21 protein-coding genes are annotated in these 23316 nt (G+C 67.9%); 12 read left to right on the top strand and 9 right to left on the bottom strand.

Features of this window, described 5'->3' with window-relative positions; translation table 11 throughout:
* Window positions 1-27 precede the first annotated feature (27 nt).
* Window positions 28-672 carry a dihydrofolate reductase family protein gene (locus INT51_RS14910; RefSeq protein WP_193106112.1) on the top strand — a complete coding sequence of 215 codons (645 nt, stop codon included), beginning with the start codon at window positions 28-30 and terminating at the stop codon, window positions 670-672.
* Window positions 673-739: 67 nt separating this feature from the next.
* Here the strand turns inward: INT51_RS14910 and INT51_RS14905 are convergent, their stop codons facing one another.
* The 5 genes from INT51_RS14905 to INT51_RS14885 all read right to left on the bottom strand — a co-directional run bounded on the left by INT51_RS14905 (window position 740) and on the right by INT51_RS14885 (window position 5176).
* Entirely contained in the window at window positions 740-1090 is a 351-nt protein-coding gene (locus INT51_RS14905; protein ID WP_193106111.1) for a hypothetical protein, read from the bottom strand.
* A gap of 120 nt (window positions 1091-1210) precedes the next feature.
* On the bottom strand, window positions 1211-2071 hold the full coding sequence (locus tag INT51_RS14900; RefSeq protein ID WP_304502211.1) for a carbohydrate ABC transporter permease: 861 nt from the start codon (window positions 2069-2071) through the stop codon (window positions 1211-1213).
* A 1-nt stretch (window position 2072) separates the two neighbouring features.
* Window positions 2073-3026, bottom strand: a complete 954-nt coding sequence (locus INT51_RS14895) for a carbohydrate ABC transporter permease (RefSeq protein ID WP_193106110.1) — start codon at window positions 3024-3026, stop codon at window positions 2073-2075.
* Complete coding sequence (locus tag INT51_RS14890; RefSeq protein ID WP_193106109.1) at window positions 3023-4315, bottom strand: sugar ABC transporter substrate-binding protein; 1293 nt, start codon at window positions 4313-4315, stop codon at window positions 3023-3025. Before INT51_RS14890 ends, INT51_RS14895 begins: the two co-directional genes overlap by 4 nt.
* Before the next feature lie 123 nt (window positions 4316-4438).
* On the bottom strand, window positions 4439-5176 hold the full coding sequence (locus INT51_RS14885; RefSeq protein ID WP_193106108.1) for a GntR family transcriptional regulator: 738 nt from the start codon (window positions 5174-5176) through the stop codon (window positions 4439-4441).
* A 189-nt stretch (window positions 5177-5365) separates the two neighbouring features.
* Between INT51_RS14885 and INT51_RS14880 the strand changes: the two genes are divergently transcribed.
* From INT51_RS14880 to INT51_RS14860, 5 genes are read left to right on the top strand one after another with little or no spacing between them, the layout of a single operon-like run.
* The gene (locus INT51_RS14880) at window positions 5366-6325 is read left to right on the top strand and encodes an N-acetylglucosamine kinase (protein WP_193106107.1); all 960 of its coding nucleotides are present in this window, start codon (window positions 5366-5368) and stop codon (window positions 6323-6325) included.
* Window positions 6326-6350: 25 nt separating this feature from the next.
* Entirely contained in the window at window positions 6351-7082 is a 732-nt protein-coding gene (locus tag INT51_RS14875; protein WP_193106106.1) for a sugar isomerase domain-containing protein, read from the top strand.
* Complete coding sequence (locus INT51_RS14870; RefSeq protein WP_193106105.1) at window positions 7072-9354, top strand: alpha-N-acetylglucosaminidase; 2283 nt, start codon at window positions 7072-7074, stop codon at window positions 9352-9354. The genes INT51_RS14875 and INT51_RS14870 overlap by 11 nt, the downstream gene beginning before the upstream one ends.
* 39 nt (window positions 9355-9393) lie before the next feature.
* Window positions 9394-10818 (top strand): sulfatase, encoded by a 1425-nt coding sequence (locus tag INT51_RS14865; RefSeq protein WP_193106104.1) that lies wholly within the window; start codon window positions 9394-9396, stop codon window positions 10816-10818.
* Window positions 10819-10821: 3 nt separating this feature from the next.
* Window positions 10822-12981 (top strand): PQQ-binding-like beta-propeller repeat protein, encoded by a 2160-nt coding sequence (locus INT51_RS14860; protein ID WP_193106103.1) that lies wholly within the window; start codon window positions 10822-10824, stop codon window positions 12979-12981.
* Here INT51_RS14860 and INT51_RS14855 read toward each other — a convergent pair.
* From INT51_RS14855 to INT51_RS14845, 3 genes are all read right to left on the bottom strand, one after another.
* Entirely contained in the window at window positions 12978-15143 is a 2166-nt protein-coding gene (locus INT51_RS14855) for a PhoX family phosphatase (protein ID WP_193106102.1), read from the bottom strand. The genes INT51_RS14860 and INT51_RS14855 overlap by 4 nt on opposite strands.
* A gap of 148 nt (window positions 15144-15291) precedes the next feature.
* Window positions 15292-15744, bottom strand: a complete 453-nt coding sequence (locus INT51_RS14850; protein ID WP_193106154.1) for an SDR family oxidoreductase — start codon at window positions 15742-15744, stop codon at window positions 15292-15294.
* 15 nt (window positions 15745-15759) lie between these two features.
* A complete protein-coding gene (locus INT51_RS14845; RefSeq protein ID WP_193106101.1) occupies window positions 15760-16497 on the bottom strand; it encodes a FadR/GntR family transcriptional regulator in 738 nt (245 codons plus the stop codon).
* 165 nt (window positions 16498-16662) lie between these two features.
* On the opposite strand from INT51_RS14845, the gene INT51_RS14840 reads away from it, so the two are divergent.
* The 6 genes from INT51_RS14840 to INT51_RS14815 are packed head-to-tail and all read left to right on the top strand — an operon-like array spanning window position 16663 to window position 22442.
* Window positions 16663-17667 carry a zinc-binding dehydrogenase gene (locus INT51_RS14840; RefSeq protein ID WP_193106100.1) on the top strand — a complete coding sequence of 335 codons (1005 nt, stop codon included), beginning with the start codon at window positions 16663-16665 and terminating at the stop codon, window positions 17665-17667.
* The gene (locus INT51_RS14835) at window positions 17664-18206 is read left to right on the top strand and encodes a TRAP transporter small permease (protein WP_193106099.1); all 543 of its coding nucleotides are present in this window, start codon (window positions 17664-17666) and stop codon (window positions 18204-18206) included. The genes INT51_RS14840 and INT51_RS14835 overlap by 4 nt, the downstream gene beginning before the upstream one ends.
* Window position 18207: 1 nt before the next feature.
* Window positions 18208-19467 carry a TRAP transporter large permease gene (locus tag INT51_RS14830; RefSeq protein ID WP_193106098.1) on the top strand — a complete coding sequence of 420 codons (1260 nt, stop codon included), beginning with the start codon at window positions 18208-18210 and terminating at the stop codon, window positions 19465-19467.
* 24 nt (window positions 19468-19491) lie between these two features.
* Window positions 19492-20493: a TRAP transporter substrate-binding protein gene (locus tag INT51_RS14825; RefSeq protein WP_193106097.1), complete on the top strand. Its 1002-nt coding sequence runs from the start codon at window positions 19492-19494 to the stop codon at window positions 20491-20493.
* 24 nt (window positions 20494-20517) lie between these two features.
* Window positions 20518-21777 (top strand): 3-oxo-tetronate kinase, encoded by a 1260-nt coding sequence (otnK, locus tag INT51_RS14820; RefSeq protein WP_193106096.1) that lies wholly within the window; start codon window positions 20518-20520, stop codon window positions 21775-21777.
* Window positions 21774-22442 carry a class II aldolase/adducin family protein gene (locus INT51_RS14815; protein ID WP_193106095.1) on the top strand — a complete coding sequence of 223 codons (669 nt, stop codon included), beginning with the start codon at window positions 21774-21776 and terminating at the stop codon, window positions 22440-22442. Before otnK ends, INT51_RS14815 begins: the two co-directional genes overlap by 4 nt.
* 101 nt (window positions 22443-22543) lie before the next feature.
* On the opposite strand, the gene INT51_RS14810 is transcribed toward INT51_RS14815, so the two are convergent.
* A complete protein-coding gene (locus tag INT51_RS14810; RefSeq protein ID WP_193106094.1) occupies window positions 22544-23311 on the bottom strand; it encodes an SDR family oxidoreductase in 768 nt (255 codons plus the stop codon).
* Between the last annotated feature and the right edge of the window lie 5 nt (window positions 23312-23316).

Here is a 23316-nt window from a genome sequence, read left to right as displayed (position 1 = left end):
CACCTCGCTCCCTCGAGAGGACCCCTCATGAACCAGCGCGTGCGCGTCCAGAACTTCGGCGTCTCCCGCGACGGCATCGGCGCCGGGCAGGAGCAGACCCTCGAACGACCCTTCGGCCACGTCGATCCCGGCGAGCTGATGGGCTGGGCCCTCGACACCGCTCACTTCCCCGGCCGCTCCGAGCCGGGCGGATCCCGCGGCCTCGAGGACTACCTGACCCGCGACTTCGCCCCCGGCATCGGCGCCGAGATCATGGGGCGGCACAAGTTCGGCCCCCAGCGCGGCCCCTGGCCCGATGATGGCTGGACGGGCTGGTGGGGCGATGAGCCGCCCTTCCACACCCCGGTGTTCGTCCTCACCCACCACGAGCGACCTCCGCTCAGCGTCGGCGAGACCACTTTCCACTTCATCGATGCGGCCCCGGCCGAGGCCCTCGAGCAGGCGAAGGCGGCAGCCGGCGGCCTTGACGTGCGCATCGGCGGGGGCGTCACCACGGTGCGTGAGTTCCTCGACGCCGACCTCGTCGACGAGATGCACGTGGCGATCGCTCCGCTGGAGTACGGCAGCGGTCTGCGGCTGTGGGACCGGCCCGAGGATCTCGAGGACCGCTTCCACCTCGAACAGATCACCGCTCCCAGCGGCGTGAGGCACTGCTTCTTCTGGAGGCGGTGACCTCACCGCAGACCCATCCCTGCGGAGGAGGTCCTCGCAGTGCCCTGCCGCCAGCCAGAGTGCACTTTCAGTTGGCGTAACTCGCCAGGAAGTTGCTGATCCTCGCTCGCACCAGCGCATGCTCCTCCGGCAGCAGTGCGCACCGTTGCTCCAGCACCACGAGATGCAGCAGGCTCACCCGGATCAGGGCGTCGACGAAAGCCAGGTCCTTCTCGCGGGCGGCACCGAGCTTGGCGATTGCCGGATCATGCGGATCCAGGAAGCGCGGGGCAGCAGGCTCCGACGATCGCAGCGGCCAGCTGATCAAGCGGTTGCGCCAACCGGGTGGCAGGTAGACCGCAGTCTCGATGTGCACTCCCTCGGCGTACACGCCGTTGACCTGGTGGAACGTCGACAACTCGCCGATCGCCCCGTCCACGTCGTCGGCCTTGAGTCGATCAGGGTCATCGAGGAAGGCGATGTCCGCTTCGATGGACGCCGTCGCCGCAGTAGCTGCGAGTTCGCCGCGTGGAATGCCCGATCGGCCCTCGACGCCCGTTCACCCCTTCAGCCCGGAATGCGCGAGCCCCTCCATCACCTGCCGCTGCATGATGATGAACAGGATGAGGATGGGCGCCATCGCCATCAGCGAGGCGGCCATCATCACGGGGTAGTCGATCACGTACTGCCCGTTCAGGGAGGCGATCCCCACCGACAGCGGTCGGTCCTCGGCGCGGCTGGTGACGACCAGCGGCCACAGGAGGTTGTTCCACGCCGCCAGGATGGTGACGATCGCCAGCGCACCGATCGACGGGCGGGCCAGCGGCAGCATCACCTTCCAGAAGATCTGGAACGAGTTCGCGCCGTCGAGCCTCGCCGCCTCCTCCAACTCCTTCGGGAGGTTCACGAAGAACTGTCGCATGAGGAAGGTGCCGAAGGCGCTGAAGATGGTCGGGATGACGATGCCTTGCACGGTGTCGAGCCATCCGAGACTCTGGATGATCTGATACTGCGGGATGATGTAGGCCTGATTCGGGATCATCAGGATCGACAGCATCACGGCGAAGATGATCGCGCTGGCGGCGAAGCGCATCCGTGCGAACGCGTACCCCGCCAGGCTGCACAGCACGATCTGGCCGACCACGGTGGCCACGGCCACCTGGACCGATACCCAGAACTGGTCGAGGAACGGGATCTGCCGGAACACCTCCAGGAAGTTGTCGAAGCGCAGCTCGCTCGGCCAGAGGGTCGGCGGGACCGAGGTGACCTCTGCGGTGCTCGACAGGGACATCAGGATCTGCCAGAGGAACGGGAACACCATGATGAACCCGCCGATGGACAGGATGATGTGGGCGCCGATGTTGTTGCCCCGACGGCCACCCGTCGGCTTCCGCGTCACCGTGCGCGGAGCTTTCTGCACGTCAGTCAAAGCTGATCCACCGCCTCTGCACCCAGAACTGGATCGCGGTCAGGATCCCGATGATCAGCATCAGCAGGATGGCGATCGCTGCTCCCGTCCCCTTGTCGTTGCTGATGAATGCCTCGCGGTAGAACAGGGAGACCATCGAGTGGGTATCGCCCTTGATCGGGTTCGAGTCGCCGATCATGATGAAGATCAGGTCGAACAGCTCCATGCCGTGGATGACGCTGAGCACGAACAGGAAGAAGATGCTCGGGCTCAGCAGCGGCACGGTGATGGAGATGAGCTGGCGCCAGTTCGTGGCGCCGTCGATGCGCGCCGCCTCGTAGAGGTCCGTGGGGATGCTGCGCAGGCCGGCGCCGAGGATGATGATGTTGAATCCCAGCGCAGACCAGATCCCCACGATCCCGATCGCGATGAGCGCGACCCATTCGGTCGAGGTCCAGTGCACCGCCTGGATGCCGAACACTCCCAGGAACTGGTTGAGGATGCCGTACTGGCTGTTGAAGATCATTCCCCACACCAGCGCGATGGCGGCCGGCATCGAGACGAAGGGGGCGAAGTAGAGCACCCGGTAGAACGCCGCGAACCTCAACCCCGGCCGATTCAGCAGGTTGGCGATGTAGATGGCGATCGGGATCCCCAGCAGCAGCATCGCGGTATAGAGAAGGGTGTTGACCAGTGCCCGCGGGACCACCCCGGACTGCACCAGATCCACCCAGTTCTTGAGCCCGACGAACTCGGCACCGCCGAAGACGCCCCAGCTCGTGAACGAGTAGTACCCCGTCTGGAGGACCGGCCAGAAGTAGAAGACCGCCAGACCGAGGAGCGTCGGCAGGACGAACAACCACGGCCACAGCCCGTCCGGGTTGGCGACGCCGCCCGCTGCGCCGCGCCGCCTCCGGGTGCTTCCTCCGGACGAGGACGACGAGCGCGACGCGGTCAGCTGCGTCACTGCTCGGCCTCCTCCGCGAGGAGTGCGTCGATCTGCTCGTCGAGCTGCTCCGTCCCCTCCTCCACGCTCAGGTCGCCGGCGAGGATCTTGGGGACCATCTCGCTCTCGACCTCGAGCCAGGCCTGGGTGTTCGCCGAGACCGGGTACTCGAAGCCGTACTCCGCCGCGGACTCGGGGAAGATGGCCAGATCGTATTCCGGGTGCGCGTCGATGTACGCCTGCTCGGTGCCCTGGAAAGCCGGGATCGAGGCACCCGATTCACCGATGATCTCCTGGCCCTCCTGGCTGCCCGTGTACACGGCGAACGCGGCGGCGGCGTCGCGGTTCTCGCTCTGCGCATGCACCACCACTGCGCCGCCGTGCAGGACCACACCGCGCTGCTCGCCCTGGGGCAGGCGCACCACCTGGAGGGCGTCGGCGACCGCCGAATCGGCGTACCCGGCGACTCGGAAACTGCCGCCGTAGACCATCGCGGCCTTGCCGCTCTTGAACAGCTCATCGGGTGAGGTGTCGGCCGTCGTCTGGATCGACGGGGACGAGCCGTCCTCCACCATGTCGCGCAGGAACTGGAGTGCTTCCCGGCTGCCCGGGCTCGAGTACTCGGCCTCGGTGGCGTCTTCGTTGAGCACCGCGCCGCCGGCCTGGAAGATCAGGTTGTAGAACAGCTCCTGGTTGTAGGCGCCGCCCGCGAAGCCGTAGATGCCCTCGTCCTCCAGCTGGTCGCTGATCTCCTTCGCCGCGGCGTGCAGATCCTCCCAGGCCCACTCGTCCGTCGGCAGGTCCACGCCCGCCTTCTCGAACAGCTCCTGGTTGAACCACAGGCCGATGGAGTCGTAGGACGTCGGCACTCCATAGGGGACGTCCTCGTAGGTGTACAGCTCCCCCATGGCCTCGGGATAGTTCCCGAAGTCGAGCCCGCCCTCGTCGACCACCGGCTCGAAGGACACGAGCATGTCGTGGCTGGCATACAGCTGGAAATTGGGCCCGTTCATCATGAACACATCCGGCAGGTTGTCTCCGGACGCCTGCGTCTGCAGTCGGGTGAAGAAGTCCTTGAAGGGGCTCTTGGTCATCTGCACCGTGACGTTCGGGAACTGCTCGTTGAATCCGGCGATCACGGAATCCCAGTCGAAGTCGGATTCCCAGACGGAGAATTCGAGGGTCGCGGTCATCTCCGTGTCGGAGATGTCGACATCGCCGCCCGCGCCTCCTTCCCCGCCGCCGTTGCCGCATCCTGCGGCGGTGAGGCCCGCGAGGGTCATCCCGGCCAGAACAGTACGTCGTCTCATGACATTCCCCTTTAGTTCTCGTGAAAGGTCCGGCGGCGACACCGGGTCCGGATCCGGAAGAGATGTCGAGGCCGTGGCGTGCTCATGCGGAGGATCGGGTGGTGGTCGCAGCCGGCTCGTCCCTCACCTCCTGGCGGTGTCGGGAGCGGGGCGTCGGGCGGCGAAGGTGACGGTGGTGAAATCGAACCGGTCGCCGCGGTACACGGAGCGGCCGAGCTCCAGGCGTCGGCCATGACGGTCCAGCCCGACCTGGGTGGCGAACAGGGCCGCTGTTCCCCGCGGCATGTCCAGCAGTTCGGCATGGGGCGCATCGACGGTGATGGCGGATATCCGCCGGTCGTGCCGGTACACGACCGCGCGGTATCGCGATTCGAGGAGCTCGTACAGCGATCCGGTGAGGTCGTGCGTCAGAAGGCCCGGGAAGAGCGCCTGCGGCAGCCAGACCTCTTCGACGGCCATGGGGCTGCGGTCCGCCAGGCGCAGCCGTCGGATCCGGTGGACAGTGCTGCCTTGAGCGATCCCCAGGTCCCGGGCGATCGACACATCGGCCACGTCCTCCGTCGCCTCGAGGAGCTGGCTGGACGGGTGCCAGCCGCGTGCCAGGGCGTCCTGGGTGAAGGAGGTCAGCTGCGGTGCCTTCGTCAGCCGCGGGTCGATGACCACGGGCGGGCCGCCGGACCCCGAGCGGATCTGCTGCTGTTCGCGCAGCATCGAGAGAGCGGCGCGGACGGTCGCCCGGGCGACCCCGAACTCGGCGGCCAGCCGTCTTTCGGACGGGAGGACCGACGAGGGCTCGCTGCCGGCGACATACCGCGCCTCGATGGCGTCGCGCACCTCGTGAGCGATCCGTGCCGGCCGCATGGGTACCTCCTTGTTCCCACTAGGTCCTCCAGTGCCTTCAGATCCTGGACCGCCGGTCTGCTCATGGCAAGGGATCCGGTCGCAGTGGTCCACTCCACGACCCCTCGACCTGCACTCTTGTCACCGATTCGTGATCCGGTGGTCTGGTAACTCTGGCCGCCGTGCCGTGGACCACATAGCATCCGCCGCATGCTCGCAACCCCTCCTCCTCGAGGCGTCGACGGCCCCCGGATCGCGGTCATCGATGCCGGAAAGTCGACGGTGCGCGCCGCAGTCTTCGCCGGCGAACGCGTGCTCGCGCGGCATCGTGCGGAGACGGGATTCCCCCATCCCGACGCGCCCGGTGCGCGCGGGATCGTCCTCGAGCGCGTCCAGGAGACCCTGCGCCACCTCGAGCACGGCCCGTACGACGTGATCGTGCTGGCCACCACCGGGGTCCGGACCATCGGCAGGGCCGAGCTCGAACTCCAGGCCGACCTCGCTCAGCACTGGCAGTGCGAGATCCTCGTGGCGAACGATGTGGTCGCCGCGTATCTGGGTGCGCTCGGGCCGTCCCCGGGCGTTCTCGTCCAGGCCGGGACCGGTTCACTGGTGCTCGGGGTCGCCGCGGGCAGGCCTCCGGTGCGTCTGGACGGCTGGGGGCATCTCGCCGGGGATCGCGGCAGCGGTTTCGCACTGGGCCGGGCCGGACTGCGTGCCGCCTACGCCGCGCTGGACGGCACGGGGCCACCCACGGCGCTCACCGCGCAGCTCACCGGCACCGACCCCGAGCAGGTCATCCGCGATCTCTACGCCTCGAGCGCGCCGATCAAGGACGTCGCCGCGTTGGCCCGCATCGTGCTGCGCACCGCCGCTGACGGCGACCGGGTCGCCCTCGATGTGGTGTCGACGATCGCGTCCGAGCTGGTCGACATGATCCTCGCCGCCGGGCGACGCCTCGGCGACCCCCAGCATCACCAGCTTCCGGTGGCGAGCGTCGGCGGGCTCTTCGCCGATCGCCTCTTCACCGACACCGTGGCCGCGCACCTGCGCGAGCACCGCCCCGCCGTCGAGGTGCTCCAGAATGCCGGCGACGCCCTCGAGGGCGGCAGGCTGCTCGCCACGACCCGCGACGACCCGATCACCCGCCTTCTGACCACTGCCTTCTGACCTGTGCCTTCTGAGATGAGGATCCATGAAATCCGTTGAGACGTACCGCCGCTCCGTGCTGGAGCTGATCGAACGGGGAGCCGAGGAGACGGACCAGCTCGAACGCGCCTCCCGCGAGCTCGCCCGGTCCCTGCAGGACGACGGCGTGCTCCACGTCTTCGGATCGGGCCACTCGATGCTCCCGGCGATCGACGCCACCTTCCGCGCCGGTGGCCTGGCCCCGGTGAACCTCCTCCACGACCCGGCGCTGGCGCCCTGGGAGCCGACGCGCGTCTCCCGGATCGAACGGCTCGCCGGGTACGGCACGGCGATCGCCCAGCTGCACGATCTCCGCCGCGGCGAGGTTCTCGTGATCGTCTCCCACTCCGGCATCAACCCGGTTCCCGTCCAGCTCGCCGAGGAGGCACACCGCCGTGGGCTGTTCATCGTCGCGATCACCAGTCGCGAGCACTCCCTCGCCAGCCGCTCCCGTCACCCCGAGGGACGGCGACTGCTCGACGTCGCCGACGTCGTGCTCGATACCCACGCCCCGGAGGGCGATGTGACCATCACGCTCGAGGACGGAACCGAGACCGGCCCGACCTCCACGATCCTCGCCACGCTGCTGCTGCATTCGCTGGCGATCGCGACGATGGAGCAGCTCTCGGCCACGGGGGCCCGGCCCCCGGTCCTGCGCAGCATGAACCGTGCCGACGGGGACGAGACCAACGAGACCGTGCTCGCCCCGTTCCGGGAGAGGCTGAGCCGTGAACCCTGAGCCCACCGATCAATTCGACGGGGTCCGGGACCTGGTGCGTCGGCGAGCGCCAGGGCTCGTCGGCCGTCTGCGGATCAGCCCGGTCCCTGCGGCAGGGTCCAGGTCGTCCAGGCCCGATGGCGCCTCCGAGATCTCCGGGGCATCCAGCGTCGAGCACGTCACCGTGAGCGCCGCCGACGACGAGCTGGTGCTCGAGGCCAGCTCGCCGTCGGCCGCCTGCATCGGCCTCGCCCGCGCCCTCGAGGACTTCTACGACGCCGACCTCTCCTGGGACGGCCCACCGGTCATCGATGCACGCGCTCCCCTTCCCGAGATGCCGCCGCAGCGATTCGAGACCTCCCTGCGCACCCGCTATCACCTGAACCCCGTGGCCTTCGGCTACACCGCGGCGTTCTGGGACTGGGCACAGTGGGAACGGCACATCGACTGGATGGCCCTGCACGGGGTGACGACGCCCCTGAACCTCGTCGGCCACGAGACGGTGCTGGTGCGCATGCTCCGCGACCTCGGCCTGGAACGGGAGGACGCGGCACGCTTCGTGGGCGGGAACGCCTTCCTCCCGTGGACGACGATGGGGATCACCCACGACCTCGGCGCCCCGCTGACCGACGAGGCGCTGGCCTCGCGGGCCCGACTGGGGCGACGCATCACCGAGCGGGAACGAGAGCTCGGGATGACGGTGGTCCTCCCCGGATTCGGCGGGCAGCTTCCCGAGGCCCTGGTCGGCTCGGACCGGACCATCGAGTGGCAGGGATGGCAGAACTCCCTCGCGGATCCGGGCGATCCGCTGTTCGCCGAGGCCGCCGCCTCCCTGCACCGTCACCAGCGCGAGCTCCTGGGCACCGACCACCACTACGCGGTGGACCCCTACATCGAATCGCTGCCACCGACGACCTCCCCGGACGATCTCGCCGCCCACGCCGGAGCGATCTACGCGGCGATGCACGACGCCGACCCGGAGGCCGTCTGGATCCTGCAGGGGTGGCCGTTCCACTACCGCGCGAGCTACTGGACGCCGGAGCGGGTGCGCAGCCTGCTGTCCCGCATCCCGGAGGACCGGCTGGTCCTCCTGGACCTGTGGGCAGAGCACGCCCCGATGTGGCACAGCACCGGGTCGATGTACGGCCGACGGTGGCTGTGGTGCCTCGCCCACAACTTCGGCGGGCGCTTCGGCATGTTCGGGGACCTCGCCTCGCTCGACGCCGACCTCGCCGATCTCCGCCAGGCCGCAGCCGAGGGGACTCGCGGCCGGCTCGAAGGTTTCGGGATCACCTCGGAGGCGCTCGATGACAACGCCGTGGTCTACGAGCTCGCCACTCGAGCGCTGTGGTCGCCGATGCCGTCCCTGCCGCGGTGGCGCGAGGACGCCGTCGCGCGCCGCTACGGCGCCCGAACCCCGGCCGCGCTCGAGGCCTGGGACCTCTTCTCCCGGACCCTCTACGGCCCGGGCCGCACCCGCTCCACCCCGTCCCCGCTGATCGCCCGGCCGTGGTCCCGAGACCTTCCGTTCGCCACGCAGCGGCTCGCCGGGGAGGCGCTGCCGGAGGCGGGCGGGCCGCCCTCGGCAAACCTCGACGCGGAGAACGACGAGGAGATGCTGCGGGCGCTGCCCGCCCTGGCCCGGGCAGTTCACGACCTGATCCCTCTGCTGCGCCACCCCGAGCACACGGACGCGCTCGAGCACGACGCAGCCCAGATCACGATCCACGTCGCCGCGCAGTCCGCGCGCGCTCCCCTGCGGGCGATGGTCGCCGCAGCCGACGCCGGGGACGGCGCCCGCGTGCATCAGGAAGCCGGCACCCTCGAGGACCTGATCCTCGGCGTGGAGCGCGTGGCCGCCACCCGGCCGGAGCTCCTCGTCGGCCGATGGATCGCCGACGCCCGCGCAGGAGCCGGATCCGACCCCGAGCTGGCCGATGCCCTCGAGCGGGACGCCCGCTCCCTGATCAGCGTCTGGGGCGAGCAGACCAGCGGCCTGCACGACTACTCCGCGAGGCACTGGTCGGGATCCCTGAGCGATCTCCATCTGACTCGGTGGCGGGCCTGGGCGAACTGGCTCGCACTCGCCACGGAAGACCCCAACTCCACAGCGTCGAGAGATCCGGAGCCGCTGCGCGGCTCGATCCGCCGGATCGAGGAGGACTGGCGAGAGTCGACCACCCCCTATCCCGTGACGACTCGCGGGAATCTCGCCGATCAGATCGAGCAGCTGCTCGACCTCGCCGAGCACGAGCTTCCCCGCCTCGTCCCCGACGACTCATCCCGGGGATGACCGCCCCGAAGTATCCGCGCATCTCTCCGGAGGAGGGCCATGACCGACCGCAGACCCAACATCCTGCTCGTCCTGTCCGACGACCATGCCAGCCACGCCATCAGCGCGTACGGATCCGTCGTCACGCACACCCCGCACCTCGACGCGATCGCCGAGCGCGGCCGCCGCGTGGACAACTGCCTGTGCACGAACTCGGTGTGCACCCCGAGCCGCGCCTCGATCCTCACGGGCCAGCACAGCCATAAGAACGGCGTCACCACCCTCCACTCCGCGTTCGACGCCTCGCTGCCCACCTTCGCCACGCAGCTGCAGGCGGCGGGCTACCGCACGGGGATCGTGGGGAAATGGCATCTCGGAGAGGGCGAGGGCCATGATCCCCAGGGGTTCGACCACTGGGAGGTGCTGCGTGGCCAGGGCGAGTACGTCGACCCCCAGCTGCTCTCCCCCACCGGCGTGGAGATCGCCCCGGGATACGTCACCGACGTCCTCACCGATCGCGGCCTGGCCTGGGTCGACTCCCTCGACGGGGACGAGCCCTGGTGCCTGCTGATCTACCACAAGGCACCGCACCGCAACTGGCAGCCCGACGAGAGGCATGCCGGACTGCACCGTGATCCGCTCCCGCTGCCGCACACCTTCGAGGACGACTACTCCACCCGTTCGTCGGCCGCTCATCTGGCGGCCATGCGGGTGGCGGACCATCTGACCATGCACGATCTGAAGATCGACCCGCCGACGGATCTCTCGCGCGAGCAGCTCGCCCGCTGGAAGTACCAGCGGTTCATGGAGGACTACCTCGACTGCGTGGCGGGGATCGACGACAGCGTGGGCCGCGTGACCAGTTGGCTGCAGGAGCGCGGGGATCTCGATGACACCTTGATGATGTACAGCTCCGACCAGGGATTCTTCCTCGGCGATCACGGCTGGTTCGACAAGCGCTTCATCTACGAGGAGTCGATGAGGATGCCGTTGCTGGTGAGCTATCCGCGGCGGATCGAGCCGGGGCCGCCGATGCAGCAGCTGGTCACCAACGTCGACCTCGCCCGCACGATCCTCGATGCGGCCGGCGCCGAGCCCCACCCGGACATGCAGGGGGTCAGCGTGTTCCCGCAGCTGTGCGGCTCGACCGCGGAGACGCAGGACGCGGTCTATTACCGCTACTACGAGCACGACGACCGCGAGTCCCATGTGCTCGCGCACTACGGGCTGCGAACCGACCGCTACAAGCTGATCTATTTCTACAACGACGGCCTGGGGCACCCGGGCTCCTCGACCAGACGTTTCGTGCCCGAGTGGGAGCTGTACGACCTCCGCACCGACCCGAACGAAGTCCAGAACATCGCCCACGACCCCGCGTACGCCGACGTGCGCGGGCAGCTCACTCGGCGCCTCTGGGAACTCCAGGCAGAGCTCGGTGACGAGCCGCATCCGGACCAGCCGCATCCCTCCACCACGAAGGACTGACCCGTGAACCGCTTCTCCCGCCGCACCGCTCTCGCCTCCCTTCCCGCCACCGGCCTGCTGGGCACCGCGACCGCGCACGCCACCCTCCCCGCCACGCCTCCCGGACGGTCCGACGTTCGCCTCGCCTACGTCGCCGACACCCATGCGGATCCCGAGAACGAGGGGAACCTGGCCCGGATGAGGGCCGTGTTCGAGGCCATCGACGCCTTCGATCCGAGCCTGGTGATCCACGGCGGTGACGTCACCGAGTACGGGACCGAGGCCGAGTTCCGCGCCTTCGAGGACGCCATCCCGAGCAGTCTGCGCGACCGGGTCGCCGCCGTCCCCGGGAATCACGAGACCCGATGGGACGCGAGCGCCGGGCAGCTGCGCCAGGACTGGATCGGCGAGGAGGTGCGGTTCCAGGACGTCGACGGGGTGCGCATCATCCTGGCGGACACCACAGCCCACCAGCAGGAGGTCGCCTGGTGGTCGGACACGGCGCTCGCCGAACTCGAGAAGGCGGTGCGGACCTCGAAGAACCTGCCCTGCGTGCTCGTGACCCATTTCCCGATGGGCGAGGGCTACTTCTACGTCGCCAATCAGCAGGACTTCGAGGACGTCCTCGCCACGCATCCCATCTCCCTGCACCTGACCGGGCACACCCACCGGGAGCTGCTGACGCGCGTGAACCGACGCGATCAGCTGGAAGCCGCCGCGGTGAAGACCGACGCCGCCTACTACGAACTCACCGGGAGCATCGACAGCCTCGACGTCACCCGCGTGGAGATCCCCGACCTCACGGCCCCCGCGGAGACGGTGCGCACCCCCGTCACCACCTACGACCTGCGGCCCGATCGCGGGAAGGACAGCTGGTCGCCGCGCGCCGCGGACCCCGTCGACGACGGCGCCTCCATCGCGCTCGAGGTGAAGCTGCCCGGCTCGTTCCGCGGAGCCGTCGACGCGACCTTCTACGACACCTCGGTGTACGCCGGGCGCAACGACAACCTCTCGTGGACGCCGCTGGCGGGTCAGCGGAGCCGATTCTCGGGATCGCTGGACGCCTCACGGCTCGCGCCCGGGAACAACCGCGTGCAGGTCCGGGTGCGTCCGCAGGACGAGTCGGGCGATCGCCTGCTCACCGTCCCCTTCGTCCGCGGCGACCGCGGGATCGCCTGGGAGGCCCAGCTCGAGGGCATGATCCAGTCCGGGCCTGCCCTGGTCCGCCAGGACGACGGGGAGCTGCTGGTCGTCGCATCCAGTTCCGGGCAGGTCCTCGGCCTCGACCCCTCCGGCTCGACGCACTGGTCGTTCCAGGTGGACGGCGAGGTCCGGCACAGTCTTCGCGCCCTGAGCGAGGGGAAGTCGGTCGCGGTCCCGGACACCGCCGGGTTCCTCCATCTCCTCGCCGCGGACGGATCGCAGCAGTGGCGGTACGGCCTCGACGTCCCCTTCGCGGCGGACCCCGGCAGCGGCCTGCTCGCAGGGACCGAGGCGCTGCTGGCCTGCGCCGGCTCGACCCTGCATGCCGTGGAGGCGGAGTCGGGGACTGCGCTGTGGACCACCGAGCTCCCCGCCGCGTCCATGGGAGCCCCGGCCTCCGATGGGGAGCGCGTCTTCATCGGGGCCGGTGACGGCTGCGCGCATGCTCTGGACGGCAGCACCGGCGCGCTCCTGTGGACGACGTCCCTGACCGAGAGATCGGGTGGCTACCAGCGCTTCATCTACGGGCCCTGGAACGATGCGATCACCGTGCTGCCGGACGGCGGGGTGCTGGCCTCCGGCATCGCCGACACCTGGTGCCTCGACCCGGCGGACGGCAGCGCGCGCTGGCGGCTCGACGGCTCCTTCCAGTACGCCCTCGAAGCCGTGACCGACAGCGGCGACCTCGTCCTGGCCAACGAGGGTGGCGAGATCGTCCGCGTCGACCCCGCGACCGGACAGGAGCTGGCCCGCCACGCGACGGCCGAGCGGATCCTGGACGAAGGGTTCGTGCTCGTCGACGACGTCGTCTATGCGGCGAGCCACTCCGGGCTGATCACCGCCGTGGACCTCGCAACGGGGGACATCGAGCAGATCACCCGGATCAGCACGGTTCCCGTGCTCGCCCCCGGCACAGCGTTCGATGACTACATCGTGTTCGCCGACTTCGCAGGAACGGTGCATGCCGTGGAGCGCATCTAGCCCTGCGAACCGTTGCCCCGGTGCGGCCCGCCGCTGTTGTCGCCCGGGCCCCGGTTGTCCGCGCCGCGACCCTTGCCGTTGCCCGGCGCTCCGGTGCCACCTCCACGACCGTTGTTGTGCTTCGGCCCGCGCGGCGGGGTGTGGTGCTCGCGGTAGGCCTGGATCACTGCGGGGCGCGGCAGCAGTTCGGAGAACTCCTGGTAGGGGAACTGCGAGCGCTGGGCGCCCCACTCCCCGTCCTCGCCCGGGTGCTGCACGGCGACGACCACCAGTCCGTCCTCGTCGTAGATGTTCGGGCCGCATACCTCCGCGTCGATCGGGACGGAGAGGAACTGCTCGGTGTAGCCGCGCGCCTCGCCCTCCAGCGTGATGCGGAACAGCCCGTCGTTGTAGCCGATGCCGCCGGGGGCGCCGTCGGTGGAGACCCAGAGGTTGCCCACCGAGTCGAACGCCAGGTTGTCGGGGCAGGACATCGGCGAGACCTTGTCCACCGGGTAGCCGCCGTAGTACACCTCGTAGTCCTCGCTCGCCGGGTCCCCTGCCATGAGGAGGATGTTCCAGGTGAAGAGGGTGCCGGACTGGCCGTCGGCCTCGATCAGCTCGAGCACCTGACCGGTGCGGTTCTCGGCGCGAGGATTGGCCTCGTTGATGCCGAGCTCGCCGGACTCCTCGCGGTCGCCGTTCTTGGTCAGCGCCGCGTAGATCTTGCCGGTGAGCACGCTGGGCTCGACATCCTCCGGGCGATCCATCGTGGTCGCCCCCACGGCGTCGGCGGCGAGGCGGGTGTTGACCAGGACCTCCTCGAGAGTGAAGCCCTCCACCAGGGACATCTCGCCGTCGGTGAGCTGGAGCCACTCGCCGGTGCCGTCGAACTCGCCGTCCTCGGGCAGGGTGCCTCTCGCGTCGACGAGCTCCGAGTCGCCGGTGAACTTCGCGGCGTAGAGGCTGCCGTTCTCCAGCAGGGTCATGTTGTGGGCCCGGTCGCCCTCGATGTACACGTCGCGGGAGACGAACTTGTACATGTACTCGAAGGCCTGGTCATCTCCCATGTAGGCGACGGCGCGGCCGTCCTCGCCGATGAGGGCCGAGGCGCCCTCGTGCTTGAAGCGGCCCATCGCCGTGTGCTTCTTGGGGGTCGAGGTGGGATCGAACGGGTCCACCTCCACGATCCAGCCGTACCGGTTGCACTCGTTCTCGTAGCCCTCGTTGGCCGTCGAGAAGCGCGGGTCCACGGACTCCCAGTTGCGGCTGCTGACTCCCACGCCGTAGCGCTCGTGCGCCGCATTCTGCGCACCACCGCCGAAGTAGCCGTGGAAGTTCTCCTCGCCCGAGAGGACGGTGCCCCATGGGGTGCGGCGGCCGGCGCAATTGTTGATCGTGCCCTTGACGACGCGTCCGGTGGGGTCGGCGACGGTGTGCAGCAGTTCCGCGCCGGCTGCCGGACCGACCAGCTCGAAGTCGGTGTCGAAGGTGAAGCGCCGGTTGTGCTCGCCGCCCACGACATAGCTCCAGGGCCCGCTGCGCGACCTGCGCTCGAGGTCGACGGCGGAGAGTCCGTGGGCCGCCATCTGGATCTCGATGCTCTCCGCCTCGCCGATGGTCGGCGGGACCATGAGTGCGACGTTGTCGTACTCATGGTTGTTGAACATGACGGCGCGGCGGCCGCGGGAGCCGTCGACCTCGAGGATCTCGGTGTAGTCGTTGTTGTAGCCGAACTGCGTCGCCAGCGCCTCCGCGGTGGTGTTCTCCGGATCGAAGGGGATCGAGTCCTCGAACAGCGGGTCGCCGTAGCGGATGATCGGCGACCAGATGTAGCCGGCCGGCACGGTCATCTCGTCGACCTCCGCATCGACCGGGGCGATCGGCTCGAAGCGCAGCGGAGTGCCGGCCGGGGCGTAGCGGTCCGACGGGGGCTCGGCCCCGTCGGCCAGTGCGGGAGTGCTCGCCACGCCGGCGTAGGCGACGACCACGGCCCCGGCGCCGGCCGCGCCGAACAGGGCTCGGCGCGAGATCGCGGCACCGGCGATGTCGCCGAAGTAGCTGTTCCCGCTGGTGTTGCAGGTGTCGTAGGCGCACTGGTTCGCGCACTTGAGCGCGCAGGTGACGGCCGAGCGCTTGCCGCGCGTGCGCCCCGTCATCAGCAGGGGCAGGTCGATCGACATGTCGAGGTCCTCTCCATCGAGCACAATGTGACCCGGGCCACGCTAACAAAGCGCGGCAGCAGACGCTCGCCCTCCGCCGGACAGGGGCGCGGGGATCAGACATCGACTCAGCCCACAGGCGCCGCGATCTCCCGCCGACGCAGGACGCTCACACCGTCGAGAAACCCCCATCCATGAGGTAGTTGCTGCCGCTGATCATGGCGGCGTCGTCTCCGGCGACGAACGCGATCAGCGCCGCGACCTCCTCGGGCTGGGCGAAGCGGCCCACGGGGATCGCGGCCTTCGCCTTCTCGCCTCGCTCCCCCGCCCAGGCCGCCTTGCCCAGCGGGGTCTCCACCACCGTCGGGGAGACGGCGTTGACGGTCACTCCGTGCGGGGCCCATTCGAGGGAGAGCACATGGGTCAGCCCGACCACCGCGGCCTTGCTCGCGCAGTACGCGGCGTGCTGGTCCAAGCCGATCACGGCGGCCTGCGAGGCCAGGTTGATGATGCGACCGTACCCGGCCTCCACCATCGCCCTCCCGGCCGCCTGCGCCATGTAGAAGGTGCCGCTGAGGTTGATGTCCAGGGTCTTCTGCCAGCGTTGCGCGGGGGCGTCCAGGGCCGGGTCCCGCCCTCACTCCGGCGGTGACCATCGCTTCCAGGTCTCGACCACTTCGCCGAGATGCTCTCGCATCGCGTTCGCCGCCGCCTCCGCGTCATGGGCGGCGATGGCTTCGGCCACCTTCCTGTGCGCGGCGACGACCGTCGAGAGTCGACGCGGATCCATCGAGAACGTCGCCACTCGGGTGTCCAGCAACGATCGGCCCAAGGCGTCCAACAAGATGACGTAGTAGCTGTTCTGTGAGGCCACAGCGATGTTGCGGTGGAACATCGCGTCATTGCGCGAGGCATCGACAAGATCGCTCTCAGTGAGCTTCTCCAGCTCGTCGCACAGGGCGAAAAGCCCCGCAACGTCCTCGTCTTGCGCATGCTCTGCAGCGAGCGCGCAGATCGCAGGCTCCAAGGAATAGCGGACGTCATGGAGATCGAGGTACCGCAGTGACGGCTCGCCGCGGAAGTACAGGTCGAATATCTCGGCAACGTCCTCGATCGTGGTGGTCCCGACGATCAGCCCAGAGCCGGGGACGGCGGTGATCAGGCTCTTCGCGGTGAGTGTCTTGACCGCTTCGCGGATCACAGTCCGGGAAACCGAGAAGTGGTCGCACAGCTCGCGCTCGGAAGGCAGTGCGTCGCCGGGCCGCATGCGCCCCTCGTAGATCATGTCGCGAAGCTTCACCGCGACCTGATCCGAAAGCCGCGGCTGACGGACCAGTTCACTCGGCGTGGACATCACATCGCCCGGTTCCTGCATGGACCAGTCCCCCCTTCTCATCGTCGTCGCAGTCTACAAGCGGTGCGGGCCGCTATCCGGTCGCTTCGCACCGCCTTGCCCCAACTGGTATGACCGGATACGCTCCTACCGGATTCGGCCTGGTGTCGGATGCTGTTGACCAGAGAAGTTCAATGAAGGAGCACCGTGCGCGGTATACGTTTCGAAGCCGAGGGCCGGGCGCAGGTCGTCCCGCTGCCCGTGCCCGCTGCTGGTCCCGGAGAGGTCGTCGTGGCCGTGACGTCCACCGGGGTATGCGGGTCGGATCTCTCCGCACTCCAGGGGAAGCACATCTTCCGGAAGCCGCCACTGATCAGCGGTCATGAGGCCGGCGGCATCGTGCATGAGATCGGCGAAGGCGTCACCGCGGCTTCAGTCGGGGACAGGGTCGTCATTGATCCACAGCGCGTCTGCGGGCAGTGCACCAAGTGCAACTCGGGCCGGTACCACCTCTGCCCCCGCAAGCAGATGCTGGGAATCAGCGAATGGGACGGGTCCTTCGCCGACCTCGTGTCCGTGCCGGAATACACACTCATCCCGGCGCCCGACCGGGTGAAGGACGAGCACCTTGCTCTTGCCGAGCCGATCGCCGTGGCAGTGCATGCCGTCAACCGAGTGGAACTCGACGCCGTGGACAGCGCGCTCGTGCTCGGCGGAGGAACCATCGGCTCCCTGATCACCCGGGTGCTGACTGCCAAGGGCGTCACCACCGTGGACGTGGTCGAGCCGCGTACCTTCTTGGAACCGACTCTCGCAGCCATGGGCGCGTCCGAGGTGCACGAGCCCGGCACTCTCCCCAGTGGGCCTGATGACCGGTACGACGCGATCTTCATCGCGGCAGGAGTCCCAGCCCTCCTGGAGACGGCTTTCGACCGCATCGCCACCGGAGGGACGATCATCCAAGTCGCTGTCTTCTCGTCCGGCCTCGAGGTCCCGGTCGGAGAACTCCAGGTCAAGGAGATCTCATTCCTGGGTACCGCCATGTACATCCGTCAGGACTTCATCGAGGCGCTCGAGATCATGGCCCGCTATCCGGAGATCGCTGATCTCCTGGTCACGCGTAACACGACCCTGGAAGAGGGTGTGGAGCTCATCAACGACATGGCTGCACACGGACCTGGCGACATCCTCAAGCTGGTGATGGTCCCGTGACCGTGCTGTCGAGGGGTCTCGACCTGCTCGAGAAGGCGCTGTTCACCCTAGCCGCCGTCGCGCTCACCGCAATGACCGGCGTCATCCTTCTTCAAGTCTTCCTCCGATACGTGGTCAACAGTCCCACCAGCTGGTCCGAAGAGTTCGCGACGCTGTGCTTCGTGTGGTGCGTGATGCTCGTGATCCCTCTCGGCCTCCGGCATCAGGAGCACATCTCCATGGAGTTCCTTGTCCATCGCATCGCCGGGGCCAGGTGGCGGTGGGCCCAGATCCTGCTCAATGCCGTCGTCGGGCTGACGATCGTCGCCATCGGCGTGGCTTCCTTCGGGCTTTTCGCCTCGGGTGCCCGTCAGACGCTCCCTGGCATCTCCATGAGCTCGGGACTCGAGATCCCCCTGATCGTCATGTACGTGTCCGTGCCGATCGGCTGTTTCGCCGCAGGCCTCTACGCGCTCGAACGCATCGTCCTGCTCTCCCGAGGACAGATCACAGGACCTACGTCGCCCGGAGCAGCCACCTCTGAAGAGGAGCTGATCTGACGTGGGTTACGTACTGATCGGAGGATTCGTCCTCCTCATCGTCATCGGGTTGCCGATTGCCATCGCGATCGCCCTGGCCTCGCTGCTCGGCCTCGGCCTTTTCACCGATGTGCCGCTCGCGCTGGCCTCCCAGCGGATGATCGCCGGCCTGCGCTCCTTCCCTCTGCTGGCCATTCCCCTGTTCGTCCTCGCGGGCTCGATCATGAATGCCGGCGGAATCACTCGCCGCCTCATCGACTTCGCCTATGCGATCGTCGGCCCGATGAAAGGAGGCCTGGCCGCCGTCAACATCGTCACCAACATGATCTTCGGCGGCATCTCCGGCTCCGCCGTGGCAGACGCCGGCTCCGTCGGCCGGGTCCTCATTCCTCAGATGATGAAGCGGGGGTATTCCGCCGGCTACGCCGCCTCGGTCACTGCCACTGCCTCGACCGTCGCGCTGGTGATCCCTCCTTCCATCACGCTGATCATCTACGGCGTGACCGCAGAGGTGTCCATCGGCGACCTCTTCTTCCACGGCCTGTACATCGGGATCGGATTCGCCCTGGTCTACATCTTGACCGGCTGGATCATCGCCAAGAAGCGCAACTACCCGTCGGAGGCGAAGCTCAACGGGAGAGAGGTGCTGAGCGCGTTCAGCAAAGCACTGCCGTCGCTCACCATCCCCGTTGTCGTCCTCGGGGGTATCCGCCTCGGCGTCTTCACGGCCACTGAAGGTGCGGCCGTCGCCGTACTGATCGCCCTCATCCTTTCGGGGTTCGTGTACCGCGAGCTGGCCGTCGCGAAGGTCCGACAGATCTTCCGCGAGACCCTCATGCTCGTCGCCGCCATCATGATGATCATCGCGATGGCGCAGATTTACTCGTGGGCGCTCGTCGCCGGGGGGATCCCTCAGGCCATCTCCTCGACGATGCTGGAGCTGACGTCGAATCCCTTCCTGATCCTGCTCCTCATCAACCTGCTACTGCTCGCGATCGGAGCGGTCATGGAGGGCAATGCCGCGATCATCATCTTCACGCCGATCCTGCTGCCGATCGTGGCCGCAGCTGGCATCGATCCAGTCCACTTTGGCCTCATCGTGGTCATCAACCTCGCGATCGGGCTCATCACACCTCCCGTCGGCATCTGCCTGCTGATCACCACGAAGATCGCAGGGATCTCGATGGAGAAGAGCTTCCGCGATCTGGTGCCGTGGTTCGCCACCGCCATCGGACTGCTGTTCCTCGTCAGCTATGGCCCATTGCTCATCGGGCTGTACTGACCCATGGGCGCGAAAGGACATCTCATGCCACGTTGGACCCGAAGAACACTGCTGTCCTCACTCGCCGCAGGAACCGCTGCTGCGGCGCTCGGAGGCTGCGCACGCGGCACCGCGAACCCAACCCCTGAAACCCTTCGGCTCGGCCACACCTACGGTGTGGGCAGCCTGCAGAACCGCGCCGCGACCAAGTTCGGGGACGAAGTCGCCGAGCGCTCGAACGGGTCGATAACCGTCGAGGTCTTCCCCTCAGGACAGCTCGGAAGCTGGGAGGACATGCAGGAGGCTACCGAGATCGGCGCTATGCACTTCGTGATCGAGTCGGTCGGCTCGCTCGAGCGGTACACCCAACTCGCCGCAATCGAGGGCCTCCCGTTCCTGTACGCCGATGAAGAGCACTTCCTCTCCGTGTGGGACGGAGCCCTCGGTGCGACGATGATCCAGGCCATCCGGGAGGATTCTGGCTTCCTCCTGCTCGGTGACATGTACCGCGGGCCGCGGGTGCTGAATTCCATGCGCCCGGTGGCGTCTCTCGAGGAGGCGCACGGGCTCAAGCTCCGCGTGCCGACGCAGGAGACATACATTGAGACCTGGCGGATGCTCGGGGCGGCCCCGACGCCTCTCGCGCTCACCGAGGTGTTCGCCGCGATAGAGCAGAAGGCGATCGACGGGCAGGAGAACCCCATCGATGTGGTCCGCTTCAACTCGTTCTACGAGGTCGCGCCGTATGTCACGAACACGAACCACATCTTTGGCAACTTCCATTTCCAGACCTGGGGCGACACCTATGACAACTGGGATGACGCGACCCGCCGCGTCGTGGACGAGTCAGTCGCCGCGGTGTCTGCGTGGTACCGGGAGATCTCGATCCAGGAGACGCAGGAGAACATCGACTTCCTTCGCGAGGAGGGCGTCGAGTTCTTCGAGATCGATGCAATCGAGTGGCGCGAGCACGTTCTGCCGCTGTACGAGACCGCCGATCCCACCGTGCGTTCCTGGGTCGAACAGATCCAATCCAGCCAATCCTGACCCGCCGCAGAAAGAAGGATGCACATGAAGATCGCAGCTCTTGCGGATGACGTGACGGGGGCGACCGACCTCGCCGGATCCTGGCGAGGTCGTGGACTGCGCACGGTGGTCGTGCTCGGAGAGCCCGCCGAGGGCGACCAGCTCGTCACCGATGGGATGGATGCCGTGGTCTATGCGGTGAAGATCCGCTCCGTACCTCGGGAGCAGGCGCGCCTCGTCGCCGTCCATGTCGGAGAGGTGCTGTCAGCACTGGATGGCGTGCAGGTCTACGACAAGTACTGCTCGACGTTCGACTCCACCCCGGACGGCAATATCGGCCCGATCGCCGACGCGCTTGCCGATGCCGTCGGTGCTGGACGAGCAGTGGTGGTCCCCTCGATGCCGGGCAACGGTCGCACCGTCTATCAGGGGCACCTCTTCGTCCACCAGCAACTGCTCTCCGAGAGCCCGATGCGCGACCATCCGCTGAATCCGATGCGGGACTCCGATGTGGTGCGACTGCTGCGGGCACAGACCTCACGGAGCGTGGGACTCGTTCCGCTCTCCACGGTGCGCCAGGGGCCTGAAGCTCTCCGTCAAGCCCTTGACGACGCCCAGGCCGCCGGCAGTTTCTACCTCGTCGTCGATGCTATCGAGAACTCCGATCTGGAGATCATCAACGCGGCCACTGCACAGGACGCCCTGGTGACCGGAGGCTCTGGGCTTGCTCTCGGAGCCCAGCGAAGCAGTGCTCAGCCGGCTCCCCTGCGCGCAGTCGACGGCCACCGCCTGATCCTCGCTGGCAGTGCCTCCACCGCGACGCGCGGTCAGGTGGCGATCGGTGAATCTGCCTACCCGACCCGCCCCCTGGACATGGCGCGCGTCGCGGAGAACCCCGCGGCGCTCGCCGAGGAACTGATCGCGTGGGTCCGTGACCGTTGGCGCGAGGCGCCCGAACGCCCGGTGCTGATCCACTCCGATGCTGGAGCCCTCGGAGAGAATGCGCCCACGCGAGAGCAGTCGGAGGGTGTCGAGTCCACTCTGTCGCTCCTCGCTCGTCATGCCTACGATTCCGGCGCCCGGCAGATCCTCATCGCCGGCGGGGAGACGTCGGGAGCGGTGATCAACAGGCTGGGTATCCGCTATCTCGAACTGGGCGACGAGGTCGACCCAGGGGTGTCCTGGGCGCGCGGCGTTGCGCTCGACCCAGACGGCTCCGGCACAGAGTGGGAATGCAATGTGCTGCTGAAGTCCGGGAACTTCGGCAGTGACGACCTCTTCGTGAAGGCATGGGATCACCTGTGAGCACCGCTGATGACCTTGTGGAACTCGGTCGACGCCTCGTCTCCCTCGGCCTCTCCCGCGGAACCGCCGGGAACATCTCCGTGCGTACCGAGGACGGCGAGGTGGTGGCCAGTCCGAGCGGCACCGATATGGGCGCGCTGGATCCTGACGGTCTGAGCTGGCTCACCAGCACGGACGGCGGCGATCTCGAGCAGGTCACCGGGCCCAAGGCATCCAAGGAGATGCCGATCCACGCCGCGATGTATCGGCGATTCGGCGCCGGGGTCGTGGTCCACACGCATTCCTTTCACGCCGTCCAGAGCTCGTGCCTGCCGCCATGGAGCGAGCATTGCGCCATTCCGCCGTACGCTCCGTACTTCGCCATGAAGGTCGGCAACTGCCCATTGATTCCGTACCGGCATCCTGGCGACCCGGAGCTCGGCGCACTCATCGATGGAGTGGACCTCGACTTCCATGCAGTTCTGCTCGCACACCACGGGCTCGTCCTGGTCGCCTCGACGGTCGACGAGGCCGTTACCGCGACAGTGGAGCTCGAGGACGCGTGCCGATTGGCGGTGAGCCTCGATCAGGTTCCTCTCGCTCGCGTGCTCGATGAGGCATCCGTTGCTGAACTCGCACAGCGCTCTCTTCGTCCGTGGGGTCAGCGACCGATCAAGCATCTGTAGCGGACGCAAGTCCGGAACCAGCTGCACTGGGACGCCTTCGGCGGCACGGCACTCGTGAACTCCTGTTCGGCGCTCGCTGCGTTGGCCGCACCGTCGACGTATCACGGCCGCTGCGTCACGGGCCGCACGATGATCTCGTTGACGTCCACGCCCTCCTCGGCGGAGACGGCGTAGCAGATCGCCTGGGCGATGGCCGAGGCGGGCAGCGCACCGGCGCGGTATTCGCGCATCGCGGCGGCCGCCTCGGGGTCGGTGATGGTATCGGCCAGTTCGGACTCGGTGACCCCGGGGCAGATGGTGGTCACGCGCATCCACGGCTCGGACTCCAGGCGCAGTCCCTCGGTGATCGCGCGGACGGCGTACTTGGTGCCGCAGTAGACCGCCGCGCTGGGCAGCACCTCGTGGGCACCGGTGGAGGCAAGCGTGATGATGTGCCCACCCTTCTGTTCGCGCATCACCGGCTGCGCCGCGGCGATCCCGTGCAGCACGCCGCGGATGTTCACGTCGATCATGCGGTTCCAGTCCTGGACCCTGGCCTGCTCGAGGGTGGACAGCGGCATGACACCGGCGTTGTTGATGAGCACGTCGAGCCGGCCGAACTCGTCGATGATGTGCTGGACCACCCCGCGGGTGCGCTCGAGGTCGGTGATGTCCAGCGTGATCGGGTACGCGACGCCGCCGTTCTCCCGGATCTCGGCCGCGAGCTGGTCCAGCCGGTCGCGTCGGCGAGCGCCGAGGACTACGACATGGCCGTCGGCCGCGAGCTGCCGGGCGGTGGCGGCGCCGATTCCGCTGGAGGCGCCGGTGATGAGGATGATCTTGGGTGCAGTCTGCGAGGTGGCCTGGCGGGCGATAGCGGTGGTGGTCATCAGGG

The organism is Brachybacterium sp. FME24 (assembly GCF_014897705.1).
In the GTDB taxonomy this organism is placed as follows: domain Bacteria; phylum Actinomycetota; class Actinomycetes; order Actinomycetales; family Dermabacteraceae; genus Brachybacterium.
This window is presented reverse-complemented; position numbering and strand designations above follow the sequence as displayed.